14 protein-coding genes are annotated in these 13,285 nt (G+C 27.0%); 8 read left to right on the plus strand and 6 right to left on the minus strand.

What is annotated here, in order from left to right:
• Nucleotides 1-21 precede the first annotated feature (21 nt).
• The 5 genes from R3342_RS02130 to ppgK are packed head-to-tail and all read left to right on the plus strand — an operon-like array spanning nucleotide 22 to nucleotide 5,052.
• A complete protein-coding gene (locus R3342_RS02130; RefSeq protein ID WP_318938014.1) occupies nucleotides 22-1,980 on the plus strand; it encodes a BatA domain-containing protein in 1,959 nt (652 codons plus the stop codon).
• Nucleotides 1,977-3,233 (plus strand): dihydroorotase, encoded by a 1,257-nt coding sequence (locus R3342_RS02135; RefSeq protein ID WP_318938015.1) that lies wholly within the window; start codon nucleotides 1,977-1,979, stop codon nucleotides 3,231-3,233. The genes R3342_RS02130 and R3342_RS02135 overlap by 4 nt, the downstream gene beginning before the upstream one ends.
• Before the next feature lie 12 nt (nucleotides 3,234-3,245).
• Complete coding sequence (locus R3342_RS02140; RefSeq protein WP_318938016.1) at nucleotides 3,246-3,575, plus strand: hypothetical protein; 330 nt, start codon at nucleotides 3,246-3,248, stop codon at nucleotides 3,573-3,575.
• Between the two features lie 52 nt (nucleotides 3,576-3,627).
• Nucleotides 3,628-4,284 carry an alpha/beta hydrolase gene (locus R3342_RS02145; protein WP_318938017.1) on the plus strand — a complete coding sequence of 219 codons (657 nt, stop codon included), beginning with the start codon at nucleotides 3,628-3,630 and terminating at the stop codon, nucleotides 4,282-4,284.
• A 24-nt stretch (nucleotides 4,285-4,308) separates the two neighbouring features.
• Nucleotides 4,309-5,052 (plus strand): polyphosphate--glucose phosphotransferase, encoded by a 744-nt coding sequence (ppgK, locus tag R3342_RS02150; protein WP_318938018.1) that lies wholly within the window; start codon nucleotides 4,309-4,311, stop codon nucleotides 5,050-5,052.
• Here ppgK and R3342_RS02155 read toward each other — a convergent pair.
• The 6 genes from R3342_RS02155 to R3342_RS02180 all read right to left on the minus strand — a co-directional run bounded on the left by R3342_RS02155 (nucleotide 5,045) and on the right by R3342_RS02180 (nucleotide 11,187).
• Nucleotides 5,045-6,376, minus strand: coding sequence for a DUF58 domain-containing protein (locus tag R3342_RS02155; RefSeq protein ID WP_318938019.1), 1,332 nt, complete (start codon nucleotides 6,374-6,376; stop codon nucleotides 5,045-5,047). The genes ppgK and R3342_RS02155 overlap by 8 nt on opposite strands.
• Nucleotides 6,377-6,417: 41 nt before the next feature.
• Entirely contained in the window at nucleotides 6,418-7,401 is a 984-nt protein-coding gene (locus R3342_RS02160) for a MoxR family ATPase (protein ID WP_318938020.1), read from the minus strand.
• Nucleotides 7,391-8,596: a DUF4350 domain-containing protein gene (locus R3342_RS02165; protein WP_318938021.1), complete on the minus strand. Its 1,206-nt coding sequence runs from the start codon at nucleotides 8,594-8,596 to the stop codon at nucleotides 7,391-7,393. The genes R3342_RS02160 and R3342_RS02165 overlap by 11 nt, the downstream gene beginning before the upstream one ends.
• Nucleotides 8,589-9,257: a DUF4129 domain-containing protein gene (locus R3342_RS02170; protein ID WP_318938022.1), complete on the minus strand. Its 669-nt coding sequence runs from the start codon at nucleotides 9,255-9,257 to the stop codon at nucleotides 8,589-8,591. Before R3342_RS02170 ends, R3342_RS02165 begins: the two co-directional genes overlap by 8 nt.
• 92 nt (nucleotides 9,258-9,349) lie before the next feature.
• Nucleotides 9,350-10,228: a hypothetical protein gene (locus R3342_RS02175; RefSeq protein ID WP_318938023.1), complete on the minus strand. Its 879-nt coding sequence runs from the start codon at nucleotides 10,226-10,228 to the stop codon at nucleotides 9,350-9,352.
• Nucleotides 10,228-11,187: a stage II sporulation protein M gene (locus R3342_RS02180; protein ID WP_318938024.1), complete on the minus strand. Its 960-nt coding sequence runs from the start codon at nucleotides 11,185-11,187 to the stop codon at nucleotides 10,228-10,230. The genes R3342_RS02175 and R3342_RS02180 overlap by 1 nt, the downstream gene beginning before the upstream one ends.
• Before the next feature lie 104 nt (nucleotides 11,188-11,291).
• On the opposite strand from R3342_RS02180, the gene R3342_RS02185 reads away from it, so the two are divergent.
• The 3 genes from R3342_RS02185 to R3342_RS02195 are packed head-to-tail and all read left to right on the plus strand — an operon-like array spanning nucleotide 11,292 to nucleotide 13,254.
• Nucleotides 11,292-12,011, plus strand: coding sequence for an RDD family protein (locus R3342_RS02185; protein ID WP_318938025.1), 720 nt, complete (start codon nucleotides 11,292-11,294; stop codon nucleotides 12,009-12,011).
• Nucleotides 12,011-12,622 carry a trimeric intracellular cation channel family protein gene (locus tag R3342_RS02190; RefSeq protein ID WP_318938026.1) on the plus strand — a complete coding sequence of 204 codons (612 nt, stop codon included), beginning with the start codon at nucleotides 12,011-12,013 and terminating at the stop codon, nucleotides 12,620-12,622. The genes R3342_RS02185 and R3342_RS02190 overlap by 1 nt, the downstream gene beginning before the upstream one ends.
• Nucleotides 12,622-13,254: a CoA pyrophosphatase gene (locus R3342_RS02195; protein WP_318938027.1), complete on the plus strand. Its 633-nt coding sequence runs from the start codon at nucleotides 12,622-12,624 to the stop codon at nucleotides 13,252-13,254. Before R3342_RS02190 ends, R3342_RS02195 begins: the two co-directional genes overlap by 1 nt.
• Nucleotides 13,255-13,285: the final 31 nt, after the last annotated feature.

Consider the following 13,285-nt stretch of genomic DNA (forward strand, 5'->3'; position numbering starts at 1 on the left):
CTTTGAAAAACTTTTAGAATAATGCAATTTAAGCATCCGGAAATTTTATTCGCACTTTTCCTTCTTATCATTCCGATAGTTATTCATTTATTCAACTTTCAGCGTTACAAAAAAGAAGTCTTTACTAACGTTCAATTTCTAAAAAATATTCAAGATCAAACCCGTAAAAGTGAGCAATTAAAACGATGGATTTTATTGTTAACCCGCTCACTCATTTTTATAAGTTTAGTTATTGCTTTTGCACAACCATTTTGGCCAAATAAAACATCTAATAAAAAATTAGAAACCAATATTTATTTAGATAATTCTTTTAGTATGCAAGCCGAAGGTAAAAGCGGTGAATTACTAAAAAATAATATTCAGAAAATAATTAAAGCTACAGAGTTTTCAAAAGAAAAATTCAGTTTGTTTACCAACACAAAAAATTATCTGAAATTAAATTCAAAAAGCTTACAAACTACGTTGTTAAATGTAGACTATTCTCCAAAAAAACAATTTTTAAACACTATTTTACTTCAAATAAATTCACAAAAAAACAAAAGATCTAACACTTTATATAAAAACATTTTAATATCTGATTTTCAAAATATTAACAATAAAAATAAACTCAGCTTTACAAATGTAAACAGCTCAAATATTTTAATAAAAACACTTCCAAAAAACAACCAGAACTTTTATATTGATTCCGTGTATGTTGTAAGTAAAACAATTGATGAAATTTTGCTTAATGTAGTTATTAAAAGCTCTAAAAAATCGTCAGAAAAAATTGCTGTATCTCTATTTAATAATTCTATTTTATCTGGAAAAGCTACTTGTAAATTTAATAACTCTACTATTGAAAATATACCGTTTTCAATTCCAAACACCACAAATTTTTTAGGTAAATTAACTATTAATAGCGATGCCATTTCTTTTGATAATACGTTTTATTTTAGCATAAATAAACCTAAAAAATTAGACGTATTAAGTATTGGAAATAATGCTTCTTTTTTAACTAAAATTTATTCCAATTCAGAGTTTAATTATCACAACTATTCTTTAAATAAATTAGATTATAATCAAATACAAAATCAACAGGTAATTATACTTAATGAACTTGACAAAATTACTACAGATTTATTATCGGTTTTAAATGAATATACGGCAAAAGGAGGCGTTTTAATTATAATTCCATCAGCTAATGCAGACATTAATTCATACAATACTTTATTAAGTGTCTTAAATTCAGGAAAAATTCAAGAAAAAAAAGAAAAAGAACGGCTTATAACTTCTATAAATTTTCAACATCCATTATTTAAAAAAGTTTTTGAAAGAAAAATAAATAATTTTGAATATCCTAAAACTAAAATTACATACAAAACTTCTTTAAATAATGCTACTTCTGCTTTAAAATTAGCTTCTAATGAACCTTTCATTGCTTCAATTAAACATAAAAACAGTTTAGTATATTGGTTTGCTTCTCCTTTGCAAAATAACATTACTAACTTTACACAATCACCATTAATTGTTCCTGTATTTTACAATATGGCAACACAACAATTTAATACTTCTAAAATTTCTTATACTATTGGCTCTAACAATGGTATTGACATAAATTACAAACTACCAAAGGATGAAGTTTTGACTATTAAGAACGATAAAAATCATTTTATTCCACTCCAAACAAGTTATCAAAATAAAGTGCATCTAAATTTTCAGAATCAAATCCAAAAAAGTGGATTTTATAAAGTTATTACTCAAAATAAATTAATAACTACACTTGCTTTTAATTATAACAGAGATGAAAGCAAATTGGAGTATATGAATTTAGAAAAAACTTTTAACGGACAAAAAAACGTAACAATTACAAACTCAATACCTAAAGTTTTTGAAAAAATAGCTACGGAACAAAAAATCAATTATCTTTTTAAATGGTTTTTAGCTTTAGCTGTACTATTTTTGCTTTTAGAAATAGGTTTATTAAAATATTTTAAACTATGAAATTACTCTTAAAATCAGCAACTATTATTGATGAAACCAGCAAATTTCATCATCAAAAAAAAGATATTTTAATTGAAAATGGTGCTATTACTCAAATAGCTACTTCTATCAAAAAACCTACTGGTTATAAGGAAATAGTTTTAGAAAACTTACACGTATCACAAGGTTGGTTTGATACTAGTGTCTGTTTTGGAGAACCCGGTTTTGAAGAACGTGAAACCATACAAAACGGATTAGAAACAGCTGCTAAAAGCGGATTTACAGCAGTTGCTGTAAATCCAAATACAAATCCTGTTACCGATAGCAAAGCAGCAATTGAATTTATAAAAAATAAAGCTGCTAAAACTACAACACAATTATATCCTATTGGAGCATTTACAAAAAATTCTGAAGGAAAAGATTTAGCTGAACTATTTGATATGCAAAATTCTGGAGCTATTGCTTTTGGAGATTATAACAAATCTGTTTCTAATGCTAATCTGTTAAAAATAGGATTACTTTACACTCAAAATTTTGGAGGGCTTGTTATAAGTTTTCCTCAAGATAATTCTATTGCTCTTGAAGGGCTTGTAAATGAAGAAAAAAATAGTACTAAATATGGACTTAAAGGAATTCCATCTTTAGCTGAAGAATTGCAAATTGCTCGTGATTTATACATTTTAGAATACACTGGAGGCAAATTGCACATTCCAACAATATCAACAAAAAAAGCGGTAAAATTAGTTAAAGAAGCCAAAAAGAAAGGATTAGACGTTACGTGTAGTGTTGCTGCTCACCACTTGATATTAAATGATGATGAAATAAGTAGTTTTGATGCAAACACTAAAGTTTTACCTCCATTACGAACACAAAAAGATACTAAAGCACTTATTAAAGGGGTTAAAGAAGGCGTAATTGATATTATTACTAGTGATCATAACCCTATAGATATAGAACATAAAAAATTAGAATACGAAAAAGCCAAATTTGGAACTATTGGATTAGAAAGTTTTTTTGGAGCAGTCAATCAAGTTTTAGATATAGATACTATTGTAAAATGTTTAACTACAAATCCTTTAAAAATATTTAATATTCCTATTCATTCAATTACTGTTGGAAATAAAGCAAACATCACTTTATTCAATCCAAAAGAAGAATATGTATTTAATAAAGATCATATTTCATCTACATCAAAAAATTCCGTATTTTTAGATAAAAAACTAAAAGGAAAAGTTTACGGAGTTATTGCAAACAATAAATATGAAATTAACTAAACAATTAAATAGATGGATAATCAAACAGTAATCGAAGGAAAAACAGTTGCTATCATTAGTTATATAACTTGGATTGGAACACTAATAGCTTTTATTATGAACAAGGATAAAAAAAATGCTTTTGCAGCATTTCACATTCGTCAAATGATTGGATTATCCTTATTTTCATTAGCTAACTCTTTTATTGTTGCTAGATATACTGGCTATTGGGTTTATGGTAGTATTAATTTCTTGTTGTTTGTTTTATGGATTATTGGTTTTATAGGAGTATTACAAGGAGAAGAAAAGAAAATACCATTTCTAGGCGATTTATTTCAAGATTGGTTTAAAGGAGTCGCTTAATTAAAATATTGAACTAATAAAATCGTTTAAAAAAACGATTTTATTTATACTTATGAAAGAATTATCCCTAAAATACATAGTAAAAGAGCCAAAAAATTATTCTGAAAACACAACTCTTCTACTATTATTACACGGCTATGGAAGTAATGAACAAGATTTATTTTCATTCGCACAAGAATTAGATGAAAACTTATTAATTGTAAGCGCACAAGCTCCATTAGAACTTGGATTTAACAGTTATGCTTGGTACACAATTAATTTTAACACTTCACAAGGTGGTAATTTTTCAGATATTCCTGAAGCAATAAAAGCACGTGAAAAGATTGCAGTTTTTATTAATGAACTTCAGCAATTATACCATATACAACCTAGTAAAACTATTTTACTAGGGTTTAGTCAAGGTACTATTTTAAGTTACTCAATTGCTTTAAATTACCCAGAAAAAGTGCAAAAAGTTATTGCGTTAAGTGGCTATATTAATGAAAAACTTCTGCCTGAAAATATAAAAAATAACGATTACCAAAAATTAGACTTTTTTATTTCACACGGAACAGTAGACCAAGTAATACCAATAAGCTGGGCTGAAAAGGCACCTAGCTTTTTACAAAACCTAGGAATAAAAACAATTTTTAAAACCTATCCTATTGGTCATGGAGTTTCTCCTCCAAACTTTTTCGATTTTAAAGAATGGTTAGAAGAAAGAATCTAAATTTAATTTTTAATAATTACAACAATGGAAATATTAGGCATTGATGTTGGAGGAAGCGGTATTAAAGGCGCAATAATTAATGTAGAAACTGGAAAACTAGTTTCAGAAAGACATAGAATTTTAACTCCTAAACCTGCAACTCCCGAAAATGTAGCAAAAACAATAAAAGAGTTAGTGCAACATTTTAATTGGGAAGGTGTTGTTGGTTGTGGATTCCCTACCCCTCTACAACATGGTAAATGTATTTCTGGCGGTAACTTACATAAAAAATGGAAAGGAACTCAAGTAGATATTCTTTTTAAAAAAAAAACTGGCAATGATTTTTATATTGTTAATGATGCTGATGCGGCAGGTTTAGCCGAAGTAAATTTTGGTGCTGGTAAAAACGTTAAAGGAGTTGTTATTATGATTACTATTGGAACTGGAATTGGTTCTGGTATTTTTTTAGATGGAAAATTATTACCAAACTCTGAATTAGGACATGTTTTATATAAAGATGGTGAAATTTTCGAAAAATATGCTTCGGATGCAGCTAGAAAAAGAGACGATTTGAGTAAAAAACAATGGGGTAAACGTTTAAACGAATATTTTGAACATATTAATTTATTATTATCTCCCGATTTATTTATTGTTGGTGGGGGAGCAAGTAAAAAGTTAGAAAAATTTGAAAAACAAATTAATATTGAAACAAAAATTGTTCCTGCTCAATCAGAAAATAATGCAGGTATAATTGGTGCCGCTTTAGCTGCTAAATATAAGCTTAAATAAATCCTTTAGATTTAAACTCTAAATATTTATTAATAACATTTATGGTTAAGTTTTTTGGCTTGGTTAAAATAGCATATATACCTCTACTCTCTAATTCTTTTACAATTAGTTTTTTTTCATAATCAAATTTTTCAGCAATAGTTTTGTGATAAATGGTTTGTAAATCTTCAGCATTTACATTTAACAAATTTTGTAACTCGGTATTTTCAAAAAAGATTACAACTAATAAATGGTATTTTGAAATTGCCTGTAAATAAGCTAACTGCCTTTTTAAAGAAGACATATGCTCAAAATTGGTATAAAGCATAACTAAACTTCGCTGCTTAATAACTCTTTTTGTCATTGCATATAAATATCCGAAATCTGCATCTGTAAAATTTGTGTTTACATTATAAAGCGCCTCATTTATAGTATTTAAATGTGTTTTTTTATTACTTGCTGCAATAATAGTATCTACTTTTTTGGAGAAAGTAATTAATCCTGCTTTATCATTTTTTTTAATTGCAATATTCGAAAAAGCAAGTGTTGCATTAATAGCATAGTCTAACAATTTTAACTCCTCAAAAGGCATTTTCATAACTCTTCCAACATCAATAATAGAATAAATTGGTTGCGATTTTTCATCTTGAAATTGATTAACCATTAACTGCCCTTTTTTAGCCGTTGCTTTCCAATTTATAGTTCTAACATCATCGCCATTAACATAGTTTTTAATTTGCTCAAATTCTAAAGTATGCCCAATTTTTCTTATTTTTTTTAATCCAAATTCTGTTAAACGATTACTCATTGCCAAAAATTCATATTTACGCATTTGTAAATACGATGGATAAACTGCAACCATTTGATTTTGTTGAAATTTATATCGTCTAGAAATTATTTTAAAGAAAGAAGATACATAAATATTAAGATTTCCAAACTTGTATTCTCCTCTTTCAAAAGGTATTACTGAATATTCAAAATTATACGTTTTAAACGCTTCTAAAGTTGGTTCTTTAAGAAAGTCTCTTTTCTGAAATTGATAAGGTAATTCATCAATTATTTTTAATTCAATTGTAAAATTGTAATTACTTTCAACAAAAATTGGAACCTTATTCTCGTCAGAATTCGAAAATTTATTTCCAAGAATTCTATGTGCATTTATGCCATTTTTCTTTCTAAAAAGAAGGTATATATCCATAAAAAATACAATAGTTAAACTTATTAGCATAAGCCAAGCAATACTGTACAATATGGAAACCCAAAAAGACACTAAAAATGTAATGGCAATTATACTTAGGTAATTAAAAAAGCGTTCGTGCAAATACAAATTTTTAAAAATATTCATTTTTACTATTACAATTTTAGCTTTTGTTTTTTTAATTTTAACTATCTAGGAACTTCAACAGATTGTACAATCATTTCAATTACTTTATCTGTAGTAAGTCCTTCCATTTCACGTTCTGGAGTTAAAATAAGTCGATGCCTTAAAATTGGAACTATTACTTTTTTGATATCTTCTGGAATAACAAAATCTCGTCCGTTAATTGCAGCAACTGCTTTAGATGCATTTAAAACTGCAATACTTGCTCTTGGAGAACCTCCTAAATATAAATGTGGATGATTTCTAGTTTTTGTAATTAATTGAGCAATATAATTCATCAATTTTTCTTCCACCAAAATTTCATAAATACGTTCTTTATATTGTTTTAATTCTTCTTCTTTTATTATTGTGGAAATAGTAGTTTGAGGTAATACTCCTCTTCTATTTTGATGTGTTTTTAAAATAAGAACTTCTTCAGACTCACTTGGATAACCAACTGCTATTTTAAATAAAAAACGATCTAATTGAGCTTCTGGTAACGCATAAGTACCTTCTTGTTCTATTGGATTTTGCGTAGCTAAAACTATAAAAGGAGGATTCATTTTATAGGTTATTCCGTCCATAGTAATTTGACGTTCTTCCATAACTTCAAATAATGCAGCTTGTGTTTTTGCTGGTGCTCTATTTATTTCGTCAATTAACACAATATTGGAAAAAATTGGACCTTTTTTAAATTCAAAATTTGAGGTTTTCATATTTAGCACGGAAGTTCCAAGTACATCACTCGGCATTAAATCTGGTGTAAATTGAATTCTACTAAAATTGGTTTCTATAGTTTTTGCTAAAAGTTTTGCCGTAATTGTTTTTGCAACCCCTGGAACTCCTTCAATAAGTACATGACCGTCGGCTAATAATGCTACTAACAATAAATCAATAAAATTTTCTTGACCTATTATTGTTTTTCCTAATTCCGATTTAATATTTATTACTGCTTGTTTTAAACCTTCTAAATCAATTCTATTATTAAAATTTACATCATTATTTTCCATATGAGTTTTTATTTTTAAATTTTTCAATATTTTTATTTAATGCTATCAATTCTTCTTTGGTAATGGTATTTTTAAAATGAATACTATCACATTCTAAAAATATTTTTTGAACAAATTCAAATGAATTCCCACTTCTACTAGCTATTTTTGTATAAAATTCTTCATTTATGTTTGTAGTTTGGATGTGAAATGTAGTTCTGATATAATCCAAAAAATAGTTTATTTTTTGTTCAGCAATATTTTTATGATCTTCCTCTTCAAAATACATATTAGCAATAGTTTGTGTAAATGCTAACGTTTGATTTTTTAATGGTGTTATAATTGGAATACTCCGTTGTGTTCTTTTTCCTTTAAAAACAACAAAAAACAACACTCCTAAAAGCATAACATAATATGCGTATTTAAGTGATTTTGAACTTAACAAATAATGTATGGGCGAAGTAATCCGTGTTTTCCCTGTTTTATAATAAGTATCCCAAATTATAGGAATATCACTTCTAATATAAGATAAAACATTAGCTGTTTGCTGGGTATTTTTTGAATTTAAAATCGTATAATTTGTAAAAACTTCAGGAAAAGTATAAAAATAAAAATTGCCTTTGCCATATTTATATTTCACAAAATTAACTCCTTTCTCTGTTCGTTTATTTTGATTATTTAAATATCCGGTAAAACCTAAAACAGTAGTGTTTGCAGTATCAATTTTTGTAAAAACCTGATTATCAAAATATTTATCAAAATAAAATTCTTTATTGTTAAATACTTTGTTATTGAATTTAAAAAAAACTTTATCCTCTAAATTTTTACTAATCAATCTCTTGGTTTTAAACCCTAATGTGTCAATATTTATTCCGTGGGTTGCAATAAAAACATCATTTCCTCTTTTAACGAAATTCAATAGTCTATAAAGCTCCGCTTTACCAAAATTAATTGCATCATCAACAAAAAAATAGGTTCCAGTTAACGTAGAATCTTTTAAATATAAATACGGTGGTTTATAACTATTTTTAATTTTAGTAGATGGAAATAATTTTGGAAGCTCTTCTTTTAAAACATATGTTCCATAAGGTATTTTATGCTTTGCCACATAACTTGGGAACCAATTAATTGGCTTTTTTTTAGTGCTTTGTATATAAATAAACCCTAAAATTAATAGGATAAAAGTTGTCAGATATATTTTTGAAGCTTTATCCATTTTTTTGCGCATTAATTAAGTTATGGGTTGTTTCAAAATCATTATTTATGCTATTAAATTGTACCTTATTTATTTTAAAATCACCATACCAAACAAAATCGTAAAGGCGTGTAATATTTTCAAAAGCATTTTTTAGTTGTTTTACAGATATTTCGTTAGTGTAATCTTCATTTGTTTTTTGTTGTTCCCAAACTACCAGTTTTTTATCTGTAAGTTGTTTTAACGTTTTTAAGTATAAAAATCTTACGGCCAAACGATAATCATTATCTGAAATTGATTTTTTTATTAAAGCATCTAAATCTGCATTTTGAAGTAACTTTTCATCTTCAGAAAAGTTTATAACAGACTTATTATTTGTCAATGAAACTGCCGATTTAATTTTTGTTTTTATGAAAAACTTAATCAATAAAAATAAAACTAATCCTGCTACAACATACGGCAAAGCAGTTAAAATAGTTGCCAGTATTCCTTTAGCGTATTTAACTCCAAAAAGCCATTCTAAGAACCGTAAAAACTGTCGTCCTAACCAATTCAAAACCCTTTCTAAAAAAGTAGGTTCTGGTTTTTCAGTCTGTTCGGTATAATCAAATTCTTTATTAGATTTATACTTTTCTAGATTTTTAACATCAAACATTTTTTGTGTGATGTTAATTGTGTCCATTTTTATAGTTTCCTCTTTTTTTTGTGAAAAGACAGTTATTGTAAAAAGAAATAAACTATATAAAATGAATTTTTTTAACATTAAAAACGTAATTAATTATGGTTTCCTAAATTATCTATTTTTTCAAAAGTTCCTGTAGCGTTTTTTTGCTCATTTAAATCGAAATAAATAAAAACTGTAGATATTAATGGAATGGAATACAACATAAATTGAAACACATAAGCACCTATATTTAAAGCTAAATAAATAGGATCTTTAAATACTTCAAAAATTTTGGTTGGATCATTATTTCCTGCAACTGTTCCCATTTTTACAAACTGATAAATTAAAGTAGGCACTGAAAAAACCTGACCTAAAAGACCTATCAATAACCAAACTACAATTAAAACGCCAAAAGTGTTCCACCATTCGCCTTTAATTAAAGTAAAAGAATGTGAAAAAGAATCGCTAATACTGCGCTCTTCAAAAACTAATATAGAAGTTGCTAAAGATAAAGTCACTCCTAAAAAGATACCTGGTAAATAACACATTACAGCTCCTAAAACGGTTACTGCTGCTACTAAAATTCCTAATCCTAAAAATTTCCATACATTTTTATAAACTTGTTCTTTTACCTCATGAAAATCTGGTTTTCCCTTATTGTCTATGTAAGATTTAATAAAAAACAAAGATGTCATTGAAAGTAAAGAGTATAACATAACATATACAAACATTATAGCAAATACCCAAGAAAGTAATTTAGAAAAAACTCCTCCAGGATTACTTTCCATAGCGGATTTGTTGAAAATATCAGATATTGCCAATAAATAAAATATTAATACTGCTAGAGTCATTAAAAGTACTGGTCCTACTATTTTTAATATGGTAATAAAATAATCTTTCCAATTTTGACGAATAAATGCAAAAGTATCCGAAATAATTGCTCCTAAATCTCGCTCCTTTTTAAATTCAATAAAGTTATAATCTTCCATTATTTTGTTGTTTGTTTGGTTAGTTTAATAGGGTATAAAATATAATAGTACACAATTAGCAGTAACGATAATGCAATAATTAAAATAGCTAAAAAGTCAGGCATTTCATTGTGTCTGGTAACAAAACCTTCCATAAAGCCCGCAATTATAAAAAATGGTATTGTACTCACCATAATTTTTAATCCAGCTTTAAAACTTTTTTTAAAAGAATCTAATCTTGTGTAAGTTTTTGGGAAAAGTAAACCATTACCTAATACTAAACCTGCTGAACCAGCAATAATTATTACTGAAATTTCTATAGTTCCGTGCAGCCAAATAGTTCTAGAGGATTCCCAAAGTAATCCCTTTTCATAAAAGAAATAAGCAAATGAACCTAACATTATTCCATTACGCATCATTATAAATAATGTACCAATTGAAAATAGCATTCCAAATACAAAAGCCATCATAGCTACTTTAATATTATTAATGGTAATTACTAAAAATGCTGTGGTTTCTCCCATACTTTTATAAACTGCCATTGGATCCCCTTTTTCAATATTTGACAAAGTCATATTCACATAATTATCTCCTAAAATTAAACGCACAAATGAAGCATCTTGTGACGCCGAATATGCACCAATAATTACAAAAAACACAAAAGTTGAAAATGCAATAAATAATGGTTTATGATAATTGGCAAATTCTAAAGGAAATTCTGTTTTAAAAAAAGAAATTAATCGATTTTTACTTTCTTTTTTAGTTTTATAAATTTTTAAATGTGATTTTGCGGCAATACTATTTAAATATGCTTCTGTATTACTTTTAGGATAAAACGTTTTTGCATAGCTTAAATCCTCCGTAATTTCAATATATAAGTCGGAAAGTTTATTGGGTGAAATAGTTGTTTTTTTTTCTAAAACATCTTCAAACAATAGCCATTTTTTTTTATTTTTTTTTATAAATGATGCTTCACGCATTTTTTATATTTTTGTTATGAATTAACATTAAAATATTAATTAATCATTTTGATTAACGAATGTAGAAAATCAAAAGTTATCAGCCAAAAAGTTGCGTATTAAAAATGGAAAATTTTCAAATTGAAACTGCTCAAAATATTAGAATAAAACAAAATGTTGCTCCAGTTAGCGATCGCATTTTAGCTTTTATTATTGATGCACTTATAATTATAGGATATTACATAATTATTTTTCTAATATTAAACAGTTTAGGCTATATACCTTCAGAATCACTAATTGTTGTATATGTACTACTAAGTTTACCCATATTTTTCTACAGCCTACTATTTGAAGTTTTAATGAACGGACAAAGTCCAGGTAAATATTTTTTACGCATCAGAGTTACAAAAATTGATGGATCAAAACCAACTTTTGGTAGTTATTTAATAAGATGGATGCTACGCTTAATTGATATTGATTTAGCATCAGGATCTGTTGCTTTACTTACCCTTTTATTAAATGGAAAAGGACAACGATTAGGTGATTTAGCTGCAAATACTACTGTAATTTCTGAAAAAAAACGAATATCTATTCATGACACTTTAAATGTTGATATTAGTAATGAATATAAACCAACTTTTCCACAAGTTACATTACTTAGCGACAAAGATTTACAAACCATTAAAAACCTATACCAAACTGCTTTAAGAAAAAGAAATTACAACACAATAAATGCGTTAAAAGATAAAGTTATTCAACTTACCGATATAAAAACAGATTTAAGAGCCGTAGATTTTATAGAAACCGTTATTAAAGATTATAATTTTTATACACAACAGATGTAATGCAGTTATTTTATTTATTAGACTTATTAGGAACTTTTGTTTTTGCTATATCAGGAGCATCTATTGCAATGCAAAAAAAATTTGATCCATTCGGCATTTTTATTGTTGCATTTGTAACTGCACTTGGCGGTGGAACTTTACGCGATATTTTAATAGGAAGACAACCTGTAAGCTGGATGGAGAATACTATGTATGTATATGTAATTATTTTAGCGGTATTATTTGCAATCATTTTTAGAAATAAAATAAAATTTTTAAGTAAATCTTTATTTTTATTTGACACTATTGGACTTGGAATTTTTACAATTATAGGAACAGGAATAGGAATTAAATTAAATTTTAATCCTATTATTTCCATAACACTAGGTACTATTTCAGGTGCTTTTGGAGGAGTTATTAGAGACATTTTATGTAATGAAATTCCTATAATTTTCAGAAAAGAAATTTATGCTACAGCTTGTGTTTTTGGTGCAATTACTTACATTATTTTAACAAAATTAATGGCACCTCAAATTTTTAGCTACAGCTTAACTATTGCAATTGTAATAGCTATTAGAATTATTGCTGTTAAATATCATTTATCCTTACCAACCTTTTATACCAAACAATAATGGACTTTCCTTTATTTGAACAAGCTATTACTAAACTTCAAAACGAAAAATTAGGAGGTATTGATGCGCAATTTAAACTTGCTCCAGCATCTAGAAAATCTTATTTAAAAGAAATGATTATTGATGAAAGCGCAAAAAAATCTGCTGTTTTAGCTTTGTTTTATCCAAATGAAAATAAAAAAACAGAACTTGTTTTAACGCTAAGAGCAAACTATAAAGGAACTCATTCTTCTCAAATAAGTTTTCCAGGAGGAAAGTTTGAAAATGCAGATAAAAACCTTAAAAATACTGCGATTAGAGAAACTAATGAAGAAATAGGAATAAACACTTCCGAAATAACTATTTTTAAGCAATTAACTAATGTATATATTCCACCAAGTAATTTTTTAGTTACTCCATTTATGGGTGTTATAACAAATTCTCCCACTTTTAAGTTGAATAATGAGGTAGCTAAAATTGTAAAAGTTAATCTAACAGATTTATTATCAGAATCTTGCATAACTACAACTAAAGTTACTACCTCTTACGCTACAAAAATGGTAGTTCCTTGTTTTATGCTAAATAAAACTATTGTTTGGGGAGCAACAGCCATGATGCTAAGTGAAATTAGAGAATTATTAAAAACTATTTAGAGTATTTTTAGTAAATTTGCACCTCATTCAA

The organism is Lutibacter sp. (assembly GCF_033723435.1).
GTDB lineage: Bacteria > Bacteroidota > Bacteroidia > Flavobacteriales > Flavobacteriaceae > Lutibacter.